Annotated in this window: 18 protein-coding genes; 9 read left to right on the top strand and 9 right to left on the bottom strand. The window is 64.3% G+C overall.

What is annotated here, in order from left to right; genetic code table 11:
* The coding region (locus tag ASJ79_RS32850; RefSeq protein ID WP_369803778.1) for an acyl-CoA thioesterase domain-containing protein at positions 1 to 354 on the bottom strand (354 nt) is incomplete at its 3' end.
* Positions 355 to 442: 88 nt separating this feature from the next.
* On the opposite strand from ASJ79_RS32850, the gene ASJ79_RS26090 reads away from it, so the two are divergent.
* Positions 443 to 1,678, top strand: coding sequence for a cytochrome P450 (locus ASJ79_RS26090; RefSeq protein ID WP_369803777.1), 1,236 nt, complete (start codon positions 443 to 445; stop codon positions 1,676 to 1,678).
* A gap of 45 nt (positions 1,679 to 1,723) precedes the next feature.
* Here the strand turns inward: ASJ79_RS26090 and ASJ79_RS26085 are convergent, their stop codons facing one another.
* Positions 1,724 to 2,098, bottom strand: coding sequence for an NYN domain-containing protein (locus ASJ79_RS26085; protein WP_082754071.1), 375 nt, complete (start codon positions 2,096 to 2,098; stop codon positions 1,724 to 1,726).
* 39 nt (positions 2,099 to 2,137) lie between these two features.
* Between ASJ79_RS26085 and ASJ79_RS26080 the strand changes: the two genes are divergently transcribed.
* Positions 2,138 to 4,318, top strand: a complete 2,181-nt coding sequence (locus ASJ79_RS26080) for a molybdopterin-dependent oxidoreductase (RefSeq protein WP_067961643.1) — start codon at positions 2,138 to 2,140, stop codon at positions 4,316 to 4,318.
* Positions 4,319 to 4,393: 75 nt separating this feature from the next.
* On the opposite strand, the gene ASJ79_RS26075 is transcribed toward ASJ79_RS26080, so the two are convergent.
* Positions 4,394 to 5,608 carry a CaiB/BaiF CoA-transferase family protein gene (locus tag ASJ79_RS26075; protein WP_067961650.1) on the bottom strand — a complete coding sequence of 405 codons (1,215 nt, stop codon included), beginning with the start codon at positions 5,606 to 5,608 and terminating at the stop codon, positions 4,394 to 4,396.
* A 128-nt stretch (positions 5,609 to 5,736) separates the two neighbouring features.
* Between ASJ79_RS26075 and ASJ79_RS26070 the strand changes: the two genes are divergently transcribed.
* Positions 5,737 to 7,287 carry an aldehyde dehydrogenase family protein gene (locus ASJ79_RS26070; RefSeq protein ID WP_067961641.1) on the top strand — a complete coding sequence of 517 codons (1,551 nt, stop codon included), beginning with the start codon at positions 5,737 to 5,739 and terminating at the stop codon, positions 7,285 to 7,287.
* Between the two features lie 6 nt (positions 7,288 to 7,293).
* Here ASJ79_RS26070 and ASJ79_RS26065 read toward each other — a convergent pair whose 3' ends face one another.
* The 4 genes from ASJ79_RS26065 to ASJ79_RS26050 all read right to left on the bottom strand — a co-directional run bounded on the left by ASJ79_RS26065 (position 7,294) and on the right by ASJ79_RS26050 (position 12,854).
* On the bottom strand, positions 7,294 to 8,496 hold the full coding sequence (locus ASJ79_RS26065; RefSeq protein WP_067961639.1) for a cytochrome P450: 1,203 nt from the start codon (positions 8,494 to 8,496) through the stop codon (positions 7,294 to 7,296).
* Between the two features lie 1,095 nt (positions 8,497 to 9,591).
* Entirely contained in the window at positions 9,592 to 9,945 is a 354-nt protein-coding gene (locus tag ASJ79_RS26060; RefSeq protein ID WP_067961637.1) for a VOC family protein, read from the bottom strand.
* A 33-nt stretch (positions 9,946 to 9,978) separates the two neighbouring features.
* Positions 9,979 to 11,037, bottom strand: a complete 1,059-nt coding sequence (locus ASJ79_RS26055; RefSeq protein WP_197420380.1) for a spirocyclase AveC family protein — start codon at positions 11,035 to 11,037, stop codon at positions 9,979 to 9,981.
* A 311-nt stretch (positions 11,038 to 11,348) separates the two neighbouring features.
* Positions 11,349 to 12,854 carry an aldehyde dehydrogenase family protein gene (locus tag ASJ79_RS26050; protein WP_082754069.1) on the bottom strand — a complete coding sequence of 502 codons (1,506 nt, stop codon included), beginning with the start codon at positions 12,852 to 12,854 and terminating at the stop codon, positions 11,349 to 11,351.
* Between the two features lie 349 nt (positions 12,855 to 13,203).
* On the opposite strand from ASJ79_RS26050, the gene ASJ79_RS26045 reads away from it, so the two are divergent.
* The 3 genes from ASJ79_RS26045 to ASJ79_RS26035 all read left to right on the top strand — a co-directional run bounded on the left by ASJ79_RS26045 (position 13,204) and on the right by ASJ79_RS26035 (position 17,075).
* A complete protein-coding gene (locus ASJ79_RS26045) occupies positions 13,204 to 14,061 on the top strand; it encodes a mycofactocin-coupled SDR family oxidoreductase (protein ID WP_067961632.1) in 858 nt (285 codons plus the stop codon).
* A gap of 237 nt (positions 14,062 to 14,298) precedes the next feature.
* Entirely contained in the window at positions 14,299 to 15,774 is a 1,476-nt protein-coding gene (locus tag ASJ79_RS26040; RefSeq protein WP_082754068.1) for an aldehyde dehydrogenase, read from the top strand.
* A gap of 401 nt (positions 15,775 to 16,175) precedes the next feature.
* Complete coding sequence (locus tag ASJ79_RS26035; RefSeq protein WP_067961629.1) at positions 16,176 to 17,075, top strand: metal-dependent hydrolase; 900 nt, start codon at positions 16,176 to 16,178, stop codon at positions 17,073 to 17,075.
* A gap of 351 nt (positions 17,076 to 17,426) precedes the next feature.
* Here ASJ79_RS26035 and ASJ79_RS26030 read toward each other — a convergent pair whose 3' ends face one another.
* Positions 17,427 to 17,819: a nuclear transport factor 2 family protein gene (locus tag ASJ79_RS26030; protein WP_067961626.1), complete on the bottom strand. Its 393-nt coding sequence runs from the start codon at positions 17,817 to 17,819 to the stop codon at positions 17,427 to 17,429.
* A gap of 23 nt (positions 17,820 to 17,842) precedes the next feature.
* Entirely contained in the window at positions 17,843 to 19,195 is a 1,353-nt protein-coding gene (locus tag ASJ79_RS26025) for an amidohydrolase family protein (RefSeq protein WP_067961624.1), read from the bottom strand.
* Between the two features lie 658 nt (positions 19,196 to 19,853).
* Here ASJ79_RS26025 and ASJ79_RS26020 point away from each other — a divergent pair.
* The 3 genes from ASJ79_RS26020 to ASJ79_RS26010 form a co-directional block, all read left to right on the top strand.
* Complete coding sequence (locus ASJ79_RS26020) at positions 19,854 to 20,999, top strand: CaiB/BaiF CoA-transferase family protein (RefSeq protein WP_067961622.1); 1,146 nt, start codon at positions 19,854 to 19,856, stop codon at positions 20,997 to 20,999.
* A 41-nt stretch (positions 21,000 to 21,040) separates the two neighbouring features.
* Positions 21,041 to 22,642 (top strand): class I adenylate-forming enzyme family protein, encoded by a 1,602-nt coding sequence (locus ASJ79_RS26015; RefSeq protein ID WP_067961620.1) that lies wholly within the window; start codon positions 21,041 to 21,043, stop codon positions 22,640 to 22,642.
* A 14-nt stretch (positions 22,643 to 22,656) separates the two neighbouring features.
* Positions 22,657 to 24,404, top strand: a 1,748-nt coding sequence (locus ASJ79_RS26010; RefSeq protein ID WP_156448659.1) for a CoA transferase, incomplete at its 3' end; no start/stop codon positions are given.

Raw genomic sequence — 24,404 nt, 5'->3', positions numbered from 1 at the left:
GACCACAACGGCTTTGGCGTCGGCGGCGACCCGTACACCGTGATCGATCCGCAAGGTGAAGACCGCCTGGGTGGTATCGGGCTCGATCGCGGTGATGGTGCCCACCTTCACACCCGCGATGCGGACCCACAGGTCACCGGCGACCGGGACGGGACCCAGCAGGTCCACCACGACCCGGCTGAGCCGCACGTCGTCGCGCGGCGCGCACCGCTCGGCGGCCCGGACCAGCAGCGCGGACACCGGTGCGGCGTTCTGCATCTGCGGACCCCACGTGCTGATGACGTGGTCGGACGCCGTGAACTTCTCCCCGCGGGGGTCGTCGGCGTCGACGAGGTCGTAGTAGGCGTCGGTCACGTCCCGTCCTGTCTTGCGCGCGGCGGAGGCCATCAGCAGGATAGGGTGGCTGTTATCGAAAGCACAACTGGAGGGCTTACAGGAGGCGATCGTGGCCGTCGCGGAAACCCAGCACGATCCCGGCGTGGTCTTCGACCCGTTCAGCGAGGAGTTCTACCGCGACCCGCACGCCGGGTATCCGAGACTGCGAGCCGAGGCGCCGGTCTACCACCACCCCACCTACGAGTTCTACGCACTGAGCAGGCATGCCGACGTCGCCGCCGGATTGAAGGACTTCGCGACGTATTCGTCGGCGTACGGCGTCGATCTCGGCATGGTGCGCCGGGGCGAGATAGTTCCCGCCAAGATGCTCATCTCGATCGACCCGCCCGAGCACCGCGCGATGCGCAGCCTGGTGAACAAGGTCTTCACCCCGCGGGCGATCGAGGCGTTGCGCGTGATGGTCACCCAGACCGTCGAGCGGTTCCTGTCGGCGGTCGGCGACGGCGAATGCCCGGAGTTCGATGTGGTGCAGGACTTTTCGGTGTACTTCCCGGTCGAGGTGATCACCCAGATGCTGGGTGTGCCGGAGAAATACCGGCAGCAGGTGAGGCTGTGGATCGACGAGTCGCTGCACCGCGAACCGGGCCAGATCGACATGTCGGAGTCCGGCAAGCAGGCGATGGCCGAGACATGGCTGATGTACTACGAGTTGATCAAACGGCGTCGTAAGGAACCTCGCGACGACATGATCAGTGCCCTCGTCGCCGCGGAGGTGGAGCGCGAGGACGGCGCCGTCGACCGGCTCACGGACTCCGAGATCGCCGGCTTCGCGACACTGCTGGGCGGTGCCGGCGCCGAGACGGTGACGAAGTTGGTGGGCAGTGCCGCGGTGACGTTCGCGCGCCATCCCGACCAGTGGCAGCAGTTGCTCGACGACCGCGGCAAGATCGGCGCCGCGATCGAGGAACTGCTGCGCTACGACGCGCCGGTGCAGTACAACGTCCGCCGGTCCAACCGCCCCGTCACGTTGCACGGGGTGACGATCCCGGCGGGGGCGCCGGTCTTCCTGCTCGGCGCCTCGGCCAACCGCGACCCGCGGGCGTGGACCGCGCCGGACGTGTTCGACATCAACCGTGACCGCACCGAGGCGCAGAACCTCGGCTTCGGGTACGGCATCCACAGTTGCCTGGGTGCGGCGCTGGCGCGCCTGGAGACCTCGATCGCGCTCGACAAGCTGCTCGATTTCATGCCGCGCTACGAAGTGGACTGGGAGGGCTGCCGCCGGGTCAGCATGCAGAACGTGTCCGGCTGGTCGCATGTGCCGGTGCGGGTCCTGCGGTGATTTCGGTGTAGTTCGTCAATGCTGGATTGACCAACTACACCGAAATCAGCGTGGGTCGATGAGATCACGGAACCGTTCGGCCGGGACGACCGTCGCGCCCGCATCGCGCACACGTTGCGCCAGTGCGCGATCGGACGTCGCTACCCGGATCAGTTCCGGATGCGCATCGTCGTGGAGCAATCGGACGATCTCGTCGTCGGCGGAATCCGGTGCCGCCGACGGGGCGGCCGTGACCGTCACTGCCGCGGATTCCAGCGGCGGCGACGGTGGCCGTTCGAACACCACCGTCACCTGCGCGCCGTCGGTGATCGCCCACCGGTCGAGGCTCTCCACCAGAGCCGCCATCGCGCGGTGCCGGTCTCGCCACCACCCGTCCGGACGCGAACCGATCACGTTCATGCCATCGACAATCCAGCGCATTGTGCGCAGACTAGCGAAAAAGCGCAGGAAGGTGCCCGCATGGCCGAGGTAGTCCACAAAGCGACGTTCTGCCGGATCTGCGAGCCGCTGTGCGGCATGATCGCCACCGTCGAGGACGGCACGCTCGTCGCGCTGCGACCCGACAGGGAGCATCCGCTGTCGGCGGGTTTCGCCTGCCAGAAGGGGATCGCGTTCACCGAGGTCGTCAACGACCCGGACCGCGTCACCACGCCGCTGCGACGGACGCCGGACGGGTTCGTCCCGGTCAGCTGGGACGAGGCGCTCACCGACATCGCGGCGCGGCTCACGGCGGTGCTCGATGAGCACGGCTCGGGCGCCGTCGGCTGGTACATGGGCAACCCCGGCGCGTTCAGCTACTCCCACGTCGTGTCGATCATGGCGTTCATCAAGGGGCTGGGCCGTCGCACCCACTTCTACACGGCGTCCTCGCAGGACACCAACAGCCGACTGATGGCCAGCCAGCTGTTGTACGGCACGCCGACCTCGGTGCCGATCCCGGACCTGACCCGCACCGACCTGCTCGTCGTCATGGGCGCCAATCCTGTGGTGTCCCACGGTAGTTTTCTCACCGCGCCGCGCATCAAGGACCGTATGCACGACATCGTCCGGCGCGGCGGACGGGTGGTGGTGATCGATCCGCGCAAGACCGAGACCGCGGCCCAGTTCGAGTGGTGCGGCATCGTGCCGGACACCGACGCGCTGCTGCTGTTGTCGCTGCTGCAGGTGATGTTCGCCGAAGGGCTGGCGCATACGGACGAGATCGGTGCGCTCACAGAGGATCTGGAGTGGCTGCGGGACCAGGCGGCGCCGTTCGCCCCCGAGGCGACCCAGGCCCACACCGGGATCGACCCCGACGTGGTGCGCGGGTTGGCCCGCGACCTCGCCGCGACGCCACGGGCAGCGGTCTACGGACGGCTGGGCACGTGCGTCGGCCGCCACGGCACGCTGACGTCGTATCTGATCGACGTCGTCAACCTCGTCGCGGGGAACCTGGACAAACCCGGCGGCTCGGTCATCGGCGGCCTGGGTCTGCCGGGCCAGCGGTGGGTCAACGTCGGGATGGGAGCGCTGCTGCGCCGGGTCTACCGGCGCAAGGCTTCCCGCATCGGCGGCTTCCGGGCGATCATCGCCTCCGAACCAGCGGCGCTGATGGCCAAGGAGATGACGACGCCGGGGCAGCGCCGGATCAGGGCGATGTTCATCAGTGCCGGCAACCCGGTGTTGTCGGTGCCCAACGGGGACGAGCTGGAATCCGCGCTGGACTCGCTGGATCTGTCCGTCGCGCTCGACTTCTACCTGACCGAGACGGCCGCGCACTGCGATTACGTGCTGCCGGTCACGACGATGTACGAGCGCGACGACTTCCCGCTGACGTTCCAGCCGTTCCAGGCGACGCCGTTCCGGCAGGCCACCGAGGCGGTGATCGAACCGGTGGGGCAGGCCCGCCAGGAATGGGAGATCGTCGGCGAGCTGATCCAGCGGTTGTCCGGGCGGTCACGCGTGTTCGCCGCGCTCACCGCGTCAAGCCGGGCGATGGCCCGGCTGGGGGTGCGGTTCACGCCCAGGATGCTCGCCGACGGCATCATCAGGGTCTGCGCCGGCGGCGACCGGTTCGGGCTGCGCCGCGGCGGGCTCACCTTCACCAGGCTGACGCGGGACCATCCGCACGGGACGGTGCTCTCACCGCACCTGCGGACCGGGGTCCTCAAGGAGGCCATCGCCTACGTGCACGGCCGGATCCAGCTGGCTCACGACGACATCGCCGCCGAGATCGCGACCCTGGCGAGATCTGAACAGCCGCAGGGGTATCCGTTACGGATGATCGGGATGCGCGAGCCCCGTTCGGAGAACTCCTGGATGCACAACGCACCGCTGCTGATGCGCGGGGACCGCGGCCACCACGGGTTGATGAACGCCGACGACGCCGCCGAACTGCACATCCGCGACGGCAGCGAGGTGCAGGTCAGCTCGCCCTACGGCCGGATCACGGTGCCGGTCTCGCTGACCAAGGACATCATGCCCGGCGTCATCGCGCTGCCGCACGGCTGGGGCCACAACGGCACCGGCGGTTGGCGGCTGGCCAACAAGGCCGGTGGCGCCAACGTCAACCGGCTGACCTCGAGCGCGCCCGCCGACGTCGAGAGCCTGTCCGGGATGGCATGGCTGACCGGAGTTCCGGTCCGCGTCGACCCCGTCTGACCCGCGCCGAAATGGCATTCCAGCAGGCCCTCACTCGACTTTTCGCTGCTGGAATGCCATTTCGGCGAAGGGGGGCTAGGCGATTGCGCCGCTGTCCTTGAGCGCCTCGATCCGGTCCCAGTCCAGGCCGAGCTCCATCAACACGATCTCGGTGTGCTCGGAGGCCTGCGGGGCGCGGGTGGTCTGCAGCGGCTCGTGGTTGAACTGCACCGGCCCGCGCACGACCTTGAACGGCTCGCCGCCGTCGGAAGCCTCGACCTCGACGATCATGTCGTTGGCGATCGCCTGCTCGTCGCTGCCCAGATCGACCAGGCTCTGGAACGGCGCCCACTGACCCTTCATGGTCTTCAGGTGCTGCCGCCAGTAGTCGAACGGCTTGCTGCAGATCGACTCGGCGATCAGTTCGACTGCGGCCGAGGCATTCTCGATGAGTGGCATCACATCGCTGAACCGCGGGTCGTCGGCGAGTTCGGGCAGACCGAGATGCTCGAACGCGTCGCGGATGTAGCCGGTCGGGCTGACGATGCACAGGTTGATCGTGCCGCCGTCGGAGGTGAGGTAGTTGCCCAGGAACGGGTTGACCGACGGGCTTGCCGAGTCCGGCATCAGCGAGCGCATCGTCTCGCCGGTCTCCATGCCCTGCGTCACGCTCGCCCCGGCTGCCCACCACGCGGTGCTCAGCAGCGACACGTCGAGTTCGACGGCCTCGCCGGTGCGTTCGCGGTGGAACAACGCCGCCGAGATGCCGCCGGCGATGTTCATGCCGCCGATCGAGTCACCGAACGCCGGAATGCCCTGCGACAGCGCGCCGCCGATCTCTTCGGGGGTGAGCGCGTGCCCGACGCCGCTGCGGGTCCAGAACGCGGTGCCGTCGAAACCGCCGGTGTCGCGCTCGGGTCCCTTGTCGCCGTAGGCGCTGCCGCGCGCGTAGATGATGTTCGGGTTCACCGCGCGGATGTGCTCGATGTCGAACTTGTTCTTCTGCCGCTGGGCGGGCATGTAGTTGGTCAGGAACACATCGGCGGTCTTCGCGATCTCGTAGAGCACCTCCTGACCGTCGGGCGTGGACACGTCGATGCCGACGCTGCGCTTGCCGCGGTTGGGGTGCTCGATCAGCGGATGGCGGTTGGGGTCCAGCTGGAACCCACCCATGTTGATGAAGCCGCGCTGGGTGTCGCCGCGGACGGGGTGCTCGACCTTGATCACGTCGGCGCCCCAGTCGGCGAGGATCGCCCCGGCCGCCGGTACGAACGTGAACTGCGCAACCTCGAGGACGCGGACGCCCTCCATCACCTTGATCAAGTGGGTCCCCTTCTGCCGACGGTGCCGAACGGCTCTCTTCGGGGGAGTGTAGCGGAACTTCGATACTGTAATGTTTACCGTTGATCATCCGAGAACGGCTGTCCCGGAGGTGCCAGATGAGCGAAGCGTCGACCGGAACAATCGACGGTACCGAGACGAGTGTGGACTGGGGCCGACGCGCCGGCCGGCGGGCCGAACATCGGATGTTGATCGACGGCGAGCTCGTCGACGCCGCATCCGGTGCGCAGTTCGACAACCTCAGCCCGGCCACCGGCGCGGTCCTGGGTGCCACCGCCGCAGCGGAGGCCCCGGACATGCTGCGTGCCGTCGCCGCGGCCCGCGCCGCGTTCGACGCCGGCGACTGGCCTACCAACAGGGAACTGCGCAAGCGGTGTCTGGCGCAGCTGCAGTCCGCGATCGAGGCCGGAAAAGAGGACCTGCGAACCGAACTCGTCGCCGAGGTGGGCTGCCCGGTGATGACGACCGAATCCGCCCAGCTGGACTGGCCGCTGGCGGAGTCGCTGCGCTACCCGGCGGGTCTGATCGACACGTTCGAGTGGGAGCGGGTGCTCGACGGCGGCGGACTGTTCGGTGCGCGCAACATCCGCACCGTGGTCAAGGAACCCGTCGGGGTGGTCGCGGCGGTGACGCCGTCGAACTTCCCGATCGAGGTCATCCTCAACAAGCTGGGTCCTGCTCTGGCGGCGGGCAACACCGTCATCCTCAAACCCGACCCGAACACGCCGTGGAACGCCACCCGACTGGGCCGGCTCGTCGCCGAGAACACCGACATCCCACCCGGTGTGGTCAACGTCGTACCCACCCCGTCCAACGAGGTCGCCGGTCTGCTGGGCACCGACCCGCGGGTGGACCTGGTCTCGTTCACGGGTTCCACCGCGGTCGGCAAGCTGCTGATGCGCCAGGGCGCGGACACGATGAAGCGGATGTTCCTGGAACTCGGCGGGAAGTCGGCGGCGATCGTGCTCGACGATGCGAACCCGGCGGTGATCGTCCCGACGGCGATGGGAGTCTGCGTGCACGCCGGGCAGGCCTGCGCCGCCACCAGCCGGATGCTGATCCACCGGTCGCTGTACGAGCAGGCGGTCGCCGACATCACCGCCGCGTATCAGGCCATGCCGGTGGGGGATCCGGTCGACCCCGGCACGCTGGTCGGGCCGGTGATCAGCGCCGCGCAGAAACACCGGGTACTCACCGCGATCGAGGGTGCCCGGCGTGTCGGCGCCGAGATCACCGTGGGAGGGGGTCCGGTCGAGGGATTGCCGGAGCACCTCGGGGACGGACATTTCGTCGCGCCGACCGTCGTGGTCGGCGTCGACAACAGTGCCGCGATCGCGCAGGACGAGGTCTTCGGGCCGGTGCTGGTGGTGTTGCCGTTCAACGATGACGACGACGCGGTGCGCCTGGCCAACGACAGCGCGTTCGGGCTTGCCGGTGCGGTGATGTCGCGTTCGGCGGAGCGGGGGATGAGCATCGCCCGGCGCATCCGTACCGGATCCTTCGGCGTCAACGGCGGCATGTTCTACGGCGCCGACGCGCCGTTCGGCGGCTACAAGAGCAGCGGGGTAGGACGGCAATGCGGGATCGAAGGTTTCCAGCAGTACCTGGAAACCAAGACCATCGCCCGGCGCGAGCGCCGGCAGCGCTGATCCCTGTTAGGCGGGGGTGAAGGTCACCGGCAGGGCGGTCGGTGACCGGAACGGTTGGCCGTGGATGTGCGGATCGTCATCGGTGAGCAACCGGATGTCGGACAGCCTGGTCAGCAAGGTCTCGACGGCCACCCGGGTCTCCATCCGGGCCAGATGCAGTCCCATGCAGGTGTGCTCCCCGGCGGCGAACGAGATGTGCGGCGTCCGCTTCCGGAGGATGTCGAAGTCCTCGGCACGGTCCCACCGGGCCTCGTCGCGGTTGGCCGAACCGATGCACACGTCGATCACCGAGCCGGCCGGTATCGCGATTCCGTCGATCTCGGTGTCCTCGTTGGCGAAACGCTGCACGGTCGTCAGCGGTGTCTCGTAACGCAGGCCTTCCTCGATCGCCGCGCCGATCAACTCGTGGTCGGCGTTGACCGCCGCGAACTGCTCGGGATGGGTCAGCAGCAGGTAGAGCAGATTGCCCGACGACCGGAACGTGGTCTCCAGGCCGGCGGGCAGCAGCAGCCGCAGGAACGAGTAGATAGCCTCGTCGCTCAGCTGTTCGCCGTCGATCTCGGCGGACACCAGATCGCCGATGATGTCCTCGGTCGGGGCGGACCGCCGCTTGTCGATCTGGTCGAGGAAATAGTCCTTCAGCGCCGCCGAAGCCTCGAACGCCCTCTTGTACTTGACGGTGTAGCTGATCAGCTCGACGGCGCGCTTGCGGAACCACGGCAGGTCCTCTTCGGGCAGGCCGAGCAGCCGGGAGATCACCCGGGTGGGGAACTCCAGGGTGAAGTCACGCACCAGGTCTGCCCGCCCGTTGTCGATGAACTCGTCGATCAGGCCGTTGACGACCGGTCGCACGATCTCGGGTTCCCACCGGGCCAGTGATCTCGACTTGAACGCCGCCGAGACGAGATTGCGGTGCTCCCAATGGGTCTTGCCCTCCATGGCCAGGATCGTCGGGCCGATGAACAGCCCGATTGTGGAGTCGTAGATCCGGGAGTTGAACACCTTGCCGTCGCGGAACACCCGGTTGACCGCGTCGAAGGAGACCGCCGCGTACAGGTTTTCGGGCCGCAGTGAGTCCGGGGTCTTCGACCAGTCCATCACCGACCCGCGGAACACCCCGCCTTCGGCCCTGCGGCGCGCGAACATGGGGTAGGGGTCGCGCAGGTCTATGGGCTCGTCCTTCGCGAGGTCCTGTACCGGTGTCTCCACGCAGTTACTGTAACGCTTACAGTACGAACCTGTACAGCGGTGGCCACAGCGCGCTCGACGCGCCGGCCGTTTCGCCAGTAAGGAACTCGCCCATCAGTAAGGCAACGAAAGCCGTCGCCGCCCCGCCATGGCGACCATTTCTGCACGGCTGTCCGCGGTGGCCAACCGCTGCTGGACGGGTACGAGGCCGAACCACGCTGACCGCCACGCAGGCAACTGAGCAGCACGAGCCCGACAAGCCATGGGTTTGACCGTGAATACCGTTGCACCTGCATCCTCGGTGTCGGCGCGCAGGCACTGGCCCACCCACTTGGCGGGCCGTGAAGGTGTTGCGGCGTCACCGGCCCGCGCCGGACAAGCGCTGGTCGAATGACGACTGGGAGTGGGCCTACACACGAGTCGGAACCCCGGCGGCGATGCGCCAAGCGCCGCATCTGCGCCGAGATGGACACCTGGGATGAACTCGACCGCCCCAGTAGCCGATGACGGTGAAAGCTGTTCGGCTGCAAAAGGAAGTGCAACGGGTCCAGCAGGAGCAGGATCGTCGCCGCTACTGGAATGAATTCGCCCGCACAGTCCAGAGCAGAACCCGACAGTGAAAGCGATCGCGGATCGGAACTGGCGCGCCGGATCACGTTGGTAGTTGAACCAGTGGATCACGACCGTGGGGTCGGCGACGTTTGCGATACTGCCGGGCGTGCAGCGTGGTGAGTGCTTGGGACAGTCGCTTCTGGAAGGTTAGGGCATCAACGAGAAGTGCGCCGAAAGCGCGGACCAACGGCTTAGGCTCGAAGCTGCTATGGCCAGCTATCCGGACCGGTCCGACGAGACCGAGATGCTGCTGACGGCGGCCGGTTGGCATGTCGGTCGCCTTGTTCGGTACCCAACTCGGCACCCACCGCCCACACCTCGGCGGCTCTCTCCTTCGAGGAAGCGCGGCGCGTCCCGGGATGTCCAGGGCGCTTCATGACAAGGTCGCGGATACTTCAACCGTGCGATTCATTAGCAGATCCCAACTCTGACGAAGGCATTGCTCGTCCGCCTCGATGAAGAAGTCCAACGCTTCGGTGGCCCGCGTGCCGACGTCAGCGTTGTTCATCGGGCCAGCGGCTTGTAGAAGACCACGCCGTTGCCTTTGTTGTCGTAGACCACGGCGCGGCGCTCGTGGGCGTCGTCGTAGGGGCCTTTCACGATGCCGCCGCCGCTAGCCTCGACGGCCTTGGCCGCCGCGTCGACGTCGGCGGTCTTGATCCCGACGACGGCCTGGCCGGGGATGGGATGGTCCACGTCGGTGGCCAGCGCGAGGGTGATCCGGCCGGCGTCGAGGGCGGCGAAGTGGGCTCCGTCGCGAAATTTCAACGGCATGCCGAGGGTCTCGCTGTAGAACCGGATCGATTCGTCGAGGTCGTCGGTCGTCAAGATGACCATCTTGACTTCGTGTTCGCTCATCGCTTCCTCCCGGTATCTCTGTCGGCCTGCGCGTTACGGGAGCTCGCGGATGGGCATTTTGAATCCAGGAGATCCTGGGCAGGGGCCGTATACCGTGTCGGTGTATCCGGGTGCGTCACACATCTCATTGACCAGATGGGCAGGCATTTCGTTGTAGGGGGAGGCAAAGAACCCCTGCATGACGATTAGGGAATTGGCCGCGAAAAGCAGAATGTTCGCGAGTCCGATCAACGCGAGCAGGCTGATCACCTGCGCTCGCAGTGGGGAACGGGTGGGCGGGTGCTGCTCGACCACGAGCGAATTTCCGCGGTCGTCCTTGAGCCACCGCGCCATCGCCAGGCCGGTGCTGATCGACGCGAAGATGACCGGCTCGAGTATGGGGTACCGCGTTGCTCCGCCGCCGGTGACCGATAGAACTTCTGGCGAACCGGGTGCCGCAACTAGCCGGAGGAAGTACATCGGGATAGAAAATGCAATTCCGCCCACCATGACAGTCACGAAGCTGACAGCCATCAGCTTCACGGCCGAGATGTCCGGATTCCGACGCTGCAGGAATCGCATGCCGCGGTTGAGCAGGAAAGCCAACACGGGAAACATGCCGAGATAGAACGACGCGATCAACAGGACGGGTTCTGGCAGGCGGCCGGCGTCGGGGTTGATAATGAACGGCATGTTCCCGGTCCACGCGTTCAGGTTGACGAAGTTGGAGCTGTAGAACCACACCGGCGCCATCGCGTTGACCGTCGGGTCGAGCCATGCCGCAGAGAGCGCTGCGATGACAAGTTTGGCATCGAAGGTGAGCCTGCCTGCGCGGCGACAGTCTTGCACCGCATAGCGGATGACCAAGACGGCGACGATGACGCCGATGACCTCGAGGACGCGAGCGATCCAGAAGCTGGCGGTGTTCGGATCGCGGAACTGCGTGATTTGGTGCGGGTGGTCGAGAAGCCAGGCCGTCAGCGTCCACACCTGCCATACCAAGAACACACTGCCCAGGCCCGCGAGCACGTTGGTGACGACGGTGAGCCCGCCGGTACCCGCACGGCTCGGCGCGACGCTCAGTTGTGTTGGAGCTACAGGTTTTCTAGTCATCTTCGGGGGGTCCGCCCATCGGGTGCCAGCCATCAAACAGTCGGTAAGTAAACGCAAACCAACCAGATAGTTTCATAGCTGTTAGTGAAAGGTCAAGGAAGTTTCACGGCACGCAGGAACCGGATGCGGACGAGTGCCGGTTGTACGGCGAGCGCCGGCACCGCAGCGCGTGGTGGTCACACGATCCAATACTGCGGCCAATGTCTCAAGGCGCCGAAGTGACTGCAGCGCAGTGACTCTACAAGTTCAATGTGGCCATCTCGACGTTCTGACCGGAGCGACCCGGGGCCCAAAATGCGGTTGTGACCAACCTATGGACGAAAGCCCTTGATGCGTCGTGCAAGTCGGGCACGCTGGAGCTTCAGCGCAATTGACATCGCCTTGTTCAGCCAAGGGGGGACTGGCGGATTCATCAGCGATGTCACGCTCCATGGGAGACGAGACTGCGCGATCGTGCGCCGATGACTGAACGTCTCGAATCCTGCCTTGCCGTGGTAGCTGCCCATACCGCTTTCTCCCACCCCACCGAAAGGTGCACCGTTGACGGAGGCGTGAAGACCCATGTCATTGCGCGAGACGCCGCCGCTGAAAGTCCTTTGGCAGAACCGACGAAACTCCGCCGAGTTGGGCCCGTACCAGTATGCGGCGAGCGGCGACGGTCGATCATTGAGGTAATCGATCACCTCGTCGGTCTGCTCATAGCTGCGCACGCACAGCACAGGTCCGAACACTTCTTCGTGCATCACGAGCATCTCGTCGGTCACGTTGTAGAGGACAGTGGGTGCAATCCGGCGCTGCTGCGCACACGGTAGTGGTTCCCCCGGCGGCGCGGCCTCCACGACGACGGCGCCCTTACGCCGGGCATCCTCAACGAGACCCACAATGCGGTGGAAGTGCTTGTCGTCGATGATGTTGCAGAACGCGGGGTTGTCCAGAACGGTGGGAAATAGGCGCCGATACTCGGACTGCACGGCGTCGACGAAAACGTCGAGGGACTGACGGGGAACAAGGGCATAGTCGGGGCATAGGCACACCTGCCCGCTGTTGATCAGTCGAGCATTCGCGATCCGCTGGGCGGCGCGGCGTATGTCGGCATCCGGTGCGACAACCGCCGGGTTCTTGCCGCCGAGCTCGAGCGTTACGGGCACCAAGTGATCCGCCGCAGCTCGCTGTACCAGGCGGCCGACGGCCGCCGAACCGGTGAAGAACAGGTGATCGAGGTCTGAGGAAGCGAACGCTGCGGCTGTGCTCGGACCGCCGGTGAAGACCACCAATTCGTCGGGTTCGAAATACTGAGGAGCAAGGTTCTTGATCAGGGCAGACGTTTGCGGCGCTCCTTCGGGCGCTTTGAGCACCACTCTGTTCCCCGCGGCCAACGCCTCCATGGTCGGCTGAATGAGCAAGGTCAACGGAAAATTCCACGCGCCCATCACGCCGACTACACCCAATGGCTGGTAGTGAACTGCATAGCGCAATCCGAGAGGTCGCGCTATCCCGTTGACGCGCCGCGGCCGCATCCAAGACCCGAGGTGTTTCCGGATGTATTCGGTATCGCTGATGCTGGCAAGCACTTCGGTGAACATGGTCGTCTGCACCGGGCGGTTGCCGAAGTCGATGTTTATGGCCTCGGCGAGTTGCGGAGCGTTGTCGAATGTCAGCGCCGCGAGGCGGTCCATTCGATGTCGACGCTGCGCCAACGAGGGTGGGCCGTCGCGCAGAAAGGCCTTGCGTTGGATCTGAATGACCGCGGCGATCTCGTCAGCGCTGGACCCGCGCGGCGTGTCGTCGCTTGTCGTGGGAACTTCACCAATAGTCATGCATGGTCCTCAATTCGAAAACAGGTCTGGCGAAGCGGCAACGGGGTTAATCCCTGCACAGAGCGAAACTTCGATTTGCTTGCTCGAATTGGTTGACATCGCCGAGATCAAGGAAAGATGGTCGGACGCTCCCAGTCTGATGCCAGCGCAGCGCAGTCATGGATATTCGATAAGCCGGATTGCCCTCACGAACGCATATGCAGTTGGTTGCAAGCTAGCGCCCAGGCGATGCAAAGGCGCCGAGGCGAGCGTAGCACTCTTGTTGTCAAGCGACAACGTCTGTTAGCGTTACGCCCCATCGCAGTCAAAATCGTTACGGCTCATCGCGGTTCAACGTAAGGAGTACGAAGTGGGGTTGCTCGAGGGCAAGGTGGCGCTAATTACGGGCGCTGCCCGTGGTCAAGGTCGTGCGCATGCCGTGTGGTCGGCGCGCGAGGGTGCCGACGTCATCGTCACCGATATCGCTGAGCAAATCTCCACGGTCCTCTACGACATGGCCACCGAGGAGGATCTTGCCGAGACGGTGCGCGAGGTCGAAGCCTTGGGCCGGCGCGCACTTTCGCACAAGGCCGATACCCGGTCCTCCAAGGAGATGGACGACGTCGTGGCCGCCGGTATCGCCGAGTTTGGCCAGATCGACTGTGTGATCATCAACCACGGCATCTTCAACCTCGGATCGTTTTGGGAGCTGTCCGAAGAGCAGTGGGGCGACATGATCGACGTCAACCTGACCGGCGTATGGAAGACAGCCAAGGCGGTGACGCCACACATGATCGAGCGCAAATCCGGCTCGATCGTGATCGTCTCGTCGCTCAATGGGATCCGCCCGGCGCCTGCCTGGGCTCACTACACCGCTGCCAAGCACGGGGCCGTCGGGCTGATGAGGTCCATCGCCCTCGAACTCGCTCCCTATGGGATCAGGTGCAACGCGATCTTGCCTGGGGGCACGCTGACCCCGATGGTGGACAACCCTCACGGTTGGGCGATGATGAACGGCCACGACCAAGGCACACGCGAGGAGGCCTTGGAGTCCGGCCACTCCAGCAACCCGCTGCGAGACACCGCATTCATGGATCCCGATGAAATCGCCAAGACCGCGGTCTACCTCAACTCCGAACTGGCATCGAAGATCACCGGCCTTGACATACCGGTCGACGCCGGACACTTGCTCTTGACCGGTTTCAATCACAATCCGGTGCGCAGCTGAAGATCTCTCGGCGCACCGGTGGCGGATGAGGCCGTGTTCCGCACGGCGGCCATGCGGTTGACGAACTGAGGCTTCGTTATCCGAACCGGCCGGGTGTCGACGCCGCTCGCGACCCGCTCAAGAAACTTGACAAGGCTGCCATTGGTCCGCACAAAGATAAGTGAGCGTTTACAATGAGCTTGACGGAAGGAGTTCCGCGGTGACAGGAGCGCAGCGAGCAACCGCAGAGGTGCAACCATGAGCCTGGTCCAGCGTCATGCGGAAGCTGTCAGCGTCCTGCCGGAAGGTCGAATGTTGATCGGCGGCGAGTGGGTCCAAGGGTCGACGGGCTCGACAATGCAGCATTGTGATCCATCGACCGGACGCCCCCTGCCTGCGTTTGCGACGGCCGACACAAGCGATGTGGACGCCGCAGTTGACAACGCCGCCAAGGCATTTGAGAGTTGGCGTCACACCCCAGCCAACGAGCGACGGCGGTTGTTGCTGCGAATCGCCGAACGCATTCGCGCCCACGAAGACGAGCTTGCAACAATCATGGCCTTGGAAACCGGAGGACCGGTAGGTCGGCCAGTAATGGGTGTGATGGCCGACAACCTGGAGTATTTCGCCGGATGGGCGGACAAATGCGCAGGTGAGCTCGTCCAGGTGTATCCGCGACGATCGTTGGACTACGTCCGCTACGAACCCCTTGGCGTGATCGCCGCGCTGACACCGTACAACGTCCCGTTCCTTAGCGCAGTCATCAAGCTCGCGCCCGCGCTCGCGACTGGGAACACCGTCGTTATCCGCCCACCCGAGACGGGGCCGTTCGGAGTCGTCCGAATCGGTGAACTCCTGCTCGACGCAGGGGTGCCGCCAGGAGTGGTCAATGTCGTCTTGGGCGGACCGGACGTCGGCGAGGCACTCGTACGGCACCCCTCGATCAGCAAGATCTCATTCACCGGAGGACCCGTCGTCGCGCGCAAGATTCTGGCGGCCGCAGCGGAGAATCTGACGCCTGCCGTTCTTGAACTCGGAGGCAAATCGGCGAACATCGTGTTCGAAGATGCCGACTTGGACGATCCCGGGTTCGCGCAGACGGTGCTCATGGTCATCGGCACCGCCGGGCAGGGGTGCGTGTACGGCACCCGCTTACTCGTGCAGGAGAGTATCTACTCAAAAGTCGTCGACCGCGTGCTCGAGCTTGCGAAGGTCGGCGTCATGGGGGACCCGTTGGATTCCCGCACCACGATTGGCCCCGTCATCAATGAGCGGGCGGTGGAGCGCATTCTTGGCGCGATCGGCGGAGGCGCAGGCGGCTCCGACGCACGTGTCATTCTCGGGGGCGCGCGAGCTGATGGCGAGCTCGCCGATGGATTTTTCGTGGAACCGACCGTTGTTGTCGACGTTGACAACTCTTCTGTCCTCGCGCAGGAAGAGGTGTTCGGACCGGTGCTAGCCGTGACACCATTCTCCACGGAACGCCAGGCGGTGGAGCTCGCCAACGCAACGCAGTTCGGACTCCACGGGTACATCCATACTCGCGATTTGAAGCGCGCCCACCGGGTTGCCGAGGACCTTGCCGTCGGCGGCGTCAGCATCAATACGGTTCCTCCTTTCACGCCGAATGCGCCGTTTGGGGGCGTCCGGGGAAGTGGGTACGGCCGTGAAGGCGGCCTCGCCGGAGTCCTGGAGTACGTCAGCTTGAAAAACGTGAACGTGCCGCTCGATTAGTTCGACGTGATGGCCGGTAAATCAAACGGATTCGCTGCCCGCCAAGTCGGCCGGCATGCTCGCTCGCACGCTAGCTCGGCAGACATGCGGTCGCGACAGCCCGAGTTGGCCGACCCATGTATCCCGCGGTCCGGTGGCCCCGCAACCGCTCGAGATGGTCGCATCGGGCGGCGCGACCGGGCGCTTCATTGGAAGTCCGAAACATCTTCGGCCCCTTTACACGAGACGTTTGTAAGCGCATACTTACAAGCAGCGGTCGGATTGGCCTCCGGGGAGTGGACGAAGGCAGCGCCTGTGGCGTGCGCCCTCATGGCTCCCGAGGTGCCGCTGCCACCAGGACGGATCGCGATTGCGCACTTTCCATCTAATCGGGACGCTCGCTCACGGGAGGACCTCGCACGATGACAGACCTCGTCATTCGTAAGATTCCGTTCGAATTCGACAGATCCGTACCTTTCAACTGGCAGCCGGAGAATCCCATCTTCTCGGCCTTTTGCAATCTGGTCTCCTTCGGCGTCGTTTCGTTCGAGAAATACATCATCAGCGTGGTCCGCATGGCCCAGGACAAGTTCGTCGACCCTGAAATCGCGGCGGAGGCCCAAGCTTTTCTGCGTCAGGAAGCGCAGCACGCCTCCGCGCACCGGAAACACATGTTGGCGCTCATCGAGCAATACCCCGCACTCGAGGATGCGTACCAGCACGCGGTTGCGTCCTACGAGGAACTGCTCGCGGCGCACGACCTGGAGTTCCACCTGTCCTACATAGCCAACATCGAGGGCTGCTTCGCCCCGCTGCTGAAAGTAGTTCTGGACCACCGTGAAGCACTGCTCGAACCTGGGGATCAGCGAGTCGCATCATTGATGATGTGGCACTTCGTCGAAGAGATCGAGCACCGCAGTTCCGGTCTGGTGCTGTACCAGTACCTCACCCCCAACCGGTGGACCCGAACGAAGTATGCGCCACAGACCTTCAAGCATTCCGCCACTGTGACGCAACACATCGCAGCCGAAATCGATCGGGTCGTCCCGGAGTCGGACCGTGTCATCTCGCTTGTCGATGCCATGAAAGTGAAGATGCCGCGGTTGACGCGTTCTCAACGCACCAAGACCGGTGTGCCCGCTCCGTTTCACGCCGTCCCGACCCGCAACATCGCCTCCATGTTGTGGTGGCTATTTTTGGCGCAGCTTCCTCACCACGACCCGACCAACCAGCCGGTGCCCGAATCGGCCGACTTGTGGATGCGAGAATACGCGCGCGGCACCGACATGACCGCATTCTGCGGCACTCCGGTGCTGAAGTAATCACGAATTGGGCGCGCCGATCCGGCGATCGCCTTCACCGCTGAACAGGTCCGGAAAAAACGTCCGCGCCAGGACCAAGGTGGGGTAGGGGCTTCGGCAACATCGCGGGATATGCACCCAAGCGATCCATCTGACATCGGAACCACCTCGGCGGCAAAGGCCTTCGCCAACCAATTGTGCGATTCGAAGGTGCCGCGAAAACCACTGGGCGCGGGTTCAACTGCGTGAGAATTGCCGGCACCGAGTCGACTTCGCCAGTCCGGTAACTCGGGGATCCCGAGCTTTTCGATACCGGTTCGATGGCTGTTCCGCCGCCGGAACCCGGTGCAGGGCAACCGCTTTGAGCTATACCTAAGCACGGCCGTATAGGTCCCAGAAGAATGGCTCGATGCGCGCAATCTTGCCGCCGCGGAACGTGTACCACTCCGACACCAACGCCTCACCAGCCGGTTCGGGGGGCAGCTCCCAAGGGACGCGCATGCGCACGATCACATGATCGCCGTCGGCGACGATCTCCTCCACTCGAGCTTTGGACATGTCGGTCATCTGGGCGCTCGCCATGAGCATGGCCTGTATCAGGCCATCGACGCCTCGATAAGTTCCGCCATAGGAGAAGCCCGGTGCCTCCAAGGTTTCGACGTCGGGATGGCAGAGCTCGGTGAGTGCGGTGAAGACCTGCATCGGATCGACGGCTAATTTGTCGAAAACGGCCTGGATGGCTGCCTTGTTTTCGCTAGCGGACACCGGGGATCCCTCCTTGGGTGTTGTCAGTCCCAGGCGCCACCGGTGCGGAAGGCAAGGGTGCCCGTCGCCTCGATGAGTGAATCACGGTCGACGTCGGGTGGGGACATGATTTCCTCGACGCTGGGTCCGATGCGGTCTGCGACTTTGCGCAACGCGGCCCGGTCCAATCGGGGGTAACAGTCGACGGCGTTTTCACCAGCAAGCAGGCGGACCTTGTCCAGCGGGAGGCCGTGATAGGTGTTGGCCAGCGCGAGCCGGGTCATCGGATACTCATCGTCGCTCTCCGGGTAGCTCCAGGTGCCTTCGGGGTGCGGGTAGTCCGAGCCCCACAAGAAACGATCTGCACGGCCGATGTCGATCGCCCCTGTGGCTTCGGAACGCGACTGGAAGCTGTTTCCGATCCACAGATTGGTCCCCGTGTACTCGCTGGGCGGCTTTGACAACACTGAATCTTTTCGAATCTCTGGCGAGTAATACACTGAATCCATTTTCGCATTCGTGCCGTCCCAGTCGTTTCCCGGCAATTCGGTAACGATCAGCTTCAAATTTGGGTGACGTTCGAAAACGCCGTGTAGGGTAAGCATCCGGATAGTCCGCAGCCCCCACTCTGTCGTATCCAATAGCGTGAAACGGTGGAATGCAGGGGTCTGGCTCAGAATCCCGCCGTTGCGTCCCGCGGGCGGTGGCAGCGCCCCGATATGCGTCGCTAACGTCATATCGAGTGCGGCGCAGGCCGCAAAAAAGTCATCGAACTCTTCTTCGTCGGGCTGAGCCATCCCGAAAGTGCCCGGAGCAGGAAAATTGACTCCCCTCAAGCCGGACTCGGCTGCGGCTTCAAGCTCTTTGATCGCAGCAGGAATATCCCAGAACGGCAACTGTGCCAACCCGACGTTGCGCTCCGGCTCGACCGAGCAAAAATCGCTCAACCAGCGGTTGTAGATAGTGCGTCCAACACCGACGAGCTCCCGGTCTTCGGCGCTCGGAACGCTGTTGCCGAAGGTGTTCATCACGTCGAAGGGAAACGGTTGACCGTTCAGTGAGTTATGGAATATCACGCCGCCAGAAACGCCGTCACGATCCATATCACGCAGTCGCGCATGCGGATCATGGTGGCCTTCGGTCAGTTGGTTTCGGTGGCTGCCTCTTCGGTACGCGTCGGAGAATGTGTTCAGGAACATCTCTTTGTACACGGCAACCGACGCCGACTCCGAGCCGGCGAATTCGTCGAATTGCCGCAAGTACCTTTTCTCGCAGTAAGGTCGAAGGTCTTCTGGTCGTGGCCCCACATGGGTGTCAGATGAAAAGACCATCAACGGCTCGAGGCTGATGTCCTCGCTCTGATCCGCCGTCGCATCGTGCATCTGTTTGGTCGTCATAACAGCACAACCTCCGTTCAATTGGCACCCGTCGTGCTTCAGACTTAACTGCCGTCGACGACGTCCTTCGTGCCGGCCAGGCCCTGCTGAGTACGCCCGCCGGGTGTCCCAGTCATCACCAGACAGCGCATCTTGAGCCGGTCCGCGATGTACAGTAAGCGATTACTGACTTTAGTCGTCCCTCAGTGTTTACTCCCGCGGTTGCACGATGTCAACCGCGGGTTGGCGGGCCGGCTAAGCCGCTCGCTAGCGGAGGGCATCTCGCCATGAACTCGCGCCATACGTACACCGGCACAACGCCGTTGGTGTAGCAGCGCATCGCCGATCTGGCGTGCTACGTGTGTAGCGCCGGCAGCCAAACGCCGGGCGGTCGGCCCGAGGCGACTGGGTTACTCGCGCCGGCGGCTGGACGCCCGGCCCACGGTTGACATCGCGAACGCCCGGGGTAACAATGAACCGGTAGTCAGTAAGTACTCACTGATCATATGTCCGGTTCGCATGTGTGGTGTCTTGCGATGACTTGGGATACTGGCGAACTTATCCAAAGGAGCGACGTGGCAAAGGCGGAGCGGTTCATCGACCACTTCGATCTTCTCGACGAGGACTCGCGGCCCGATACCTACGGGAGTGTCGAGCCGGGCGCGCGAAGCAGCGTCGGGTGAGCTACACGCCCCTCGCCGGGATCAAAGTGCTCGAGCTTGCACACCTGTTGCCGGGTCCCATGATGACGCGGAAGATGGCTGATCTCGGTGCCGAAGTCGTGAAGGTCGAACAGCCCAAGCACGGCGATGCCCTCCGTTGGGCGCCTCCGCTGGTTGGTGATTCTGGTCTGCTCTTCGAGATGCTCAACCGCGGAAAGAAGAGCATCGAGCTTGACCTCAAGGACCCCGACGGCCTGAAGACCTTTCTTGCACTGGCCGATACGGCCGATGTTGTCGTCGAGGGGTCGCGTCCCAGAGCTTTTGACAAGCTCGGGCTCGACTGGCGCGCGGTGCGTGAGCGAAAGCCCAGCCTGGTCGTGTGCTCGCTTTCCGGCTTCGGCCAGTATGGTCCACTGGCCCAACTTCCGTCGCACGGCTATGTCATGGACTCGCTGTCGGGGTGCATGACTTTGACGAGCGACGGCGATCGTCAAGAAGGTAGCAAGGTTTTGGCCTTCTGCCTGGAAATCGGGGTCGCGAACGCAGCATTTGCCACCGTCGCAGCGGTTCAACACGCGCGAGCGACGGGCCGTGGTGCCCACATCGACGCGTCGATGTGGGATGCAGGCGCCGAGGCACACCGCGTCGTGATCGGTTCGGTGCTTTCTGGTGCCGCCGATCCGCGCAGTCTTTCCTCCCCTTTGGCAGGGGTGTACACGGCGGCCGACGGGCGGGTAGTCATGTTCGCCGCATTGGAGCGGAAGTTCTTCGCAAACTTCTGCTCGAAGGTCGGACGCCCCGACCTTCTCGAGCACTGGAGCGGGACGAGTGAGGAAGACCACGGAGAGATGGGCCGTGGGGCCGACAGCCTTCGGGCGGAGCTCGAGGGGATCTTCGCGCAGGCCTCCGCGGCGACATGGACCCAGCGATTCGTGGAGTGGGATGTGCCCGGCGGGGAAGTGGTCGAGCCGATCGACTTGCCCAAGCAGGACCATTTCGTCGCTCGCGGGCTGAGCCAGATCGTCGACGGGCATCCCGCTCCGGTACTGGGCGATCCGATCCGGTTCGTCGAGCCAAACTTTCGACCCGGATTCGACGGGCCGCCCGCGCCGAAGCTCGGTGCGGACACCGCTGAGGTCCTACAGACATGGCTCTACAACTAGCCCTCGACGCGCCTTCATTTGATGCGGGAAAGGAACATTCGTTGACGACAGCGCCGACAACGCCAGCTGTAGCGGTCCCCGCCGTCGCGTTCCTCCCCGAACTCGTCGCGTGGCAGGCGCGGCAAGACCCTCTCGCCGAGGCCGTGCGCGACTCCGCCGGCACGACCCTCACGCGCGCGGAGTTGGTCTCCCGCTCCCACCAGTTGGCGGTTGCGATGCGAAGCCTCGGACTCGAACCCGGCGACCGGGTTGCGGTACTGGCGAAGAATCACGCCGAATACGCCGCAATCTATCTCGCGACGATGCTCGCCGGTGTCGTGTTGGTACCGCTCAACGCGCGGTTGGCTCCCGCGGAGTGGTCGTCAATATTGCGCGACGCGAGCACGCGGCTGCTGATCGGAGTTGGCCCGCTCGTCGGCCAGATAGCCACGGTGCAGGATTCTCTTCCGCCCGGAATTCGGCTCGTCGCAGCGTCGGCGGTCCCTCCGTCGGGGTGGATCGACTATTCCGAATGGGTCGCTGCGGCTGACGACCCACCCCGTGAGGTCGTCGCCGCCGAGCCTGGGTGCGGCGCAATCATCATGTACACAAGCGGAACGACGGGGACTCCCAAGGGAGTCGTCATCGACTATGCGGCCATATCGGCGAACATGACCCAGCTGACGCTGCTGAGCCCGGCCCTCGTGGGCGGACGGATCCTCGTCGTCGCGCCCTTCTACCATGTCGGCGCGTTGATGAGCCTGTTCGCGCTCAGTACCGGCGGATCGCTCTACATACAGGAAGACTTCGTCCCGGCCGAGGTGCTCAGAGTGCTCGACGAAGAGGCGATCACGACCACCGCCTTGGTACCCGCGATGATCCAGATGCTGCTAGACGTACCTGGGGCGACTCGGCGGTCCTACGCCAATCTGCGCTCGATCAGCTATGGAGCCGCCCCCATCACCAAGGAATCCCTACGCCGAGCCATCGAAACCTTCGGTTGTGAGTTTGCGCAGGCGTTCGGCCAGACCGAATCACCCGTGATCACCATGCTCACTCACCTCGACCATCAGCGGGCATTGTCAGGCGAACGCCCCGAACTTCTCGGCTCCGTTGGTCGAGCCGCCCCCGGCGTCGACATTCGCATCGTCGCCGCCGACGGGCGGGAATGCGCGCCAGGCGAAACCGGTGAGATCCTCGCGAAGACACCGGTTCAGATGAAGGAGTATTGGCAACGCGAGGAGGAGTCTGCCGATGTCCTGTGCGACGGTTGGCTGAAAACTGGCGACGCCGGATACCTCGATGACCAGGGCTACCTGTTTCTGCGGGATCGGATCAAGGACCTGATCGTGTCCGGCGGAGAGAACGTGTATCCCGCCGAGGTCGAAACCGTTCTCAAGCAACACCCGGCTGTGTTGGATGCTGCCGTCATCGGCATACCGCATGAAAGGTGGGGCGAGGCTGTCCACGCGGTCGTCGAATGCGACGACAGCCATCGGGTAGACCCGTCCGAACTGATAACCCTCTGCCGTTCAGCCCTCGCTGCCTACAAGTGTCCGCGCTCGATTGACGTCGTCGACGCGCTACCGAGGAACGCTTCGATGAAAGTATTGAAGCGCGAACTGCGCGAACCCTTTTGGCGAAACCGGACGCGGCCGCAGTAGTGACCCCCCGGCATTTGAATGAAGATCCCACCCCGAAGGTCGCGATGAATATTTTGCACAGCCTGAATGTCGTCGACTTCTCCACCGGAATCGCCGGCGCGTATGCCTCCAAGCTCCTATCGGATGCAGGCGCGGACGTCATCAAGGTCGAGCCGGTCGAGGGCGACCCGCTGCGTCGACGTGCGGTCTACGGCGAGGCACTCGACGGCAAGGACTCAGCCCTCTTTCGATTCCTCAATGCCTCAAAGCGTTCCATTGTCGGTGCCCCCGATGATGACTCGATCCGTGCGCTGGTGCGCGAGGCGGACCTTGTCATCGAGTCCGACGTTCCCGCAAGCATCGACGTCGCCGGCTGGAGACAGAGTTTTCCTGGCCTGACCGTGCTGTCGGTTACCCCGTACGGGCGGGTTGGGCCCTGGGCCGACCGCCCAGCGACGGAGTTCACCGTGCAAGCCGAAGGCGGTTCCATCGCTTGGCGTGGCCGCGTCGATGAAGTCCCCTTCCAGGCCGGGGGTCGGTTGATCGAGTGGTGTGCCGGGCTTTTCGGAGCTGTCGGTGCACTTGCTGCGGTCATCCGCGCGCGCGTCACCGGGCTCGGCGAGCACGTCGACGCCTCCTGGCTCGCAGCAGCAACATTCGCCTCGACCCTCGGGCTCGCCGTCGAGCACAGTTTTTCGGGCGAGCCAACGCTGAGTGACGCCGCCCGTGTGCTGGAATGCCCTTCGATCGAGCCGACGAAGGATGGCTTCGTCGGGTTCATGACCGGCACCCGCCAGCAGTTCGACGACTTTCTTCTCATGATCGAACGCGACGATCTCCTGGGCGACGAATCGTGGGCGATCGGTCCGATGCGGTACCGGCGGGTCGACGAATGGAACGAGCTCACTCGTCCGTGGTTCGCCGGCCGCACGACCGACGAGATCGTCGAGCTGGCATCGGCGCTGCGCATACCGGTCGCCCGCGTCAACAGCGGACAGACCGTGCTGGCCGAGGAGCAGTTCAGCGTCCGCAACGCGTTCGGCCCGTCACCCGATGGCGACTTCCTACAGCCGATGCCCTCCTACAAGATCGACGGCATTCGCCCCTGCCCTCGCGGGCGCGCGCCGAGTCTGGGGCAGGACCAGGGCGCGGTGTTCAAGGAACCGCGCCACCGGTCGGCTTCCCCGACTGGTGCTTCGCCTTTTGAGGGCCTCAAGGTCATCGACGCGACCGCGGTCTGGGCCGGCCCCTCCGTCGGCCACCTGCTCGGAGCGCTGGGGGCAGACGTCATTCACGTGGAGTCGATCCAGCGTCCCGACATGATCCGCGGCGCGGCGATGTCGCATCGTGAGGATCCCACCTGGTGGGAGTGGTCGCCCTCGTTCTTCCAGATCAACACCAACAAGCGTGATCTGACCCTTGATCTTGGTTCGGTAGAGGGGCGAGAAGTATTTGAAAAGCTGATCCGCACATGCGATGTACTGGTGGAGAATTTCTCCCCACGGGTCTTTGATTCCTTCGGATTCACTCGCGAGCGAGTCAAGGAGCTGAATCCGAACGCCGTGTTCGTGCGCATGCCGGCGTTCGGTCTGGACGGCCCGTGGCGTGACAACGTCGGAATGGCCCAGACGATGGAGCAGATGAGTGGGCTGGCGTGGGTCACAGGTCATGCGGAGGCAGATGCGCCGCGAATCCCTCGTGGCCCATGCGATCCCATCGCCGGCTATCACGCGGCCTTTGCAACACTCGTTGCGCTGTGGTCGCGAATGCACTCGGGGAGCGG

It is taken from the genome of Mycobacterium sp. NAZ190054 (assembly GCF_001545925.1).
Taxonomy (GTDB): Bacteria; Actinomycetota; Actinomycetes; order Mycobacteriales; family Mycobacteriaceae; genus Mycobacterium.
Note: the sequence above shows the minus strand (reverse complement) of the source record. Positions and strands in the feature narration are given on the sequence as shown.

What these genes read in the sequence shown, in the direction of transcription:
- ASJ79_RS26085 (WP_082754071.1), bottom strand. Translation starts at nt 2,098, where the DNA reads ATGCGCTGGATTGTCGATGGCATGAACGTGATCGGTTCGCGTCCGGAC.
- ASJ79_RS26080 (WP_067961643.1), top strand. Translation starts at nt 2,138, where the DNA reads ATGGCCGAGGTAGTCCACAAAGCGACGTTCTGCCGGATCTGCGAGCCG.
- ASJ79_RS26075 (WP_067961650.1), bottom strand. Translation starts at nt 5,608, where the DNA reads ATGGAGGGCGTCCGCGTCCTCGAGGTTGCGCAGTTCACGTTCGTACCG.
- ASJ79_RS26070 (WP_067961641.1), top strand. Translation starts at nt 5,737, where the DNA reads ATGAGCGAAGCGTCGACCGGAACAATCGACGGTACCGAGACGAGTGTG.
- ASJ79_RS26060 (WP_067961637.1), bottom strand. Translation starts at nt 9,945, where the DNA reads ATGAGCGAACACGAAGTCAAGATGGTCATCTTGACGACCGACGACCTC.
- ASJ79_RS26055 (WP_197420380.1), bottom strand. Translation starts at nt 11,037, where the DNA reads ATGACTAGAAAACCTGTAGCTCCAACACAACTGAGCGTCGCGCCGAGC.
- ASJ79_RS26050 (WP_082754069.1), bottom strand. Translation starts at nt 12,854, where the DNA reads ATGACTATTGGTGAAGTTCCCACGACAAGCGACGACACGCCGCGCGGG.
- ASJ79_RS26040 (WP_082754068.1), top strand. Translation starts at nt 14,299, where the DNA reads ATGAGCCTGGTCCAGCGTCATGCGGAAGCTGTCAGCGTCCTGCCGGAA.
- ASJ79_RS26035 (WP_067961629.1), top strand. Translation starts at nt 16,176, where the DNA reads ATGACAGACCTCGTCATTCGTAAGATTCCGTTCGAATTCGACAGATCC.
- ASJ79_RS26025 (WP_067961624.1), bottom strand. Translation starts at nt 19,195, where the DNA reads ATGACGACCAAACAGATGCACGATGCGACGGCGGATCAGAGCGAGGAC.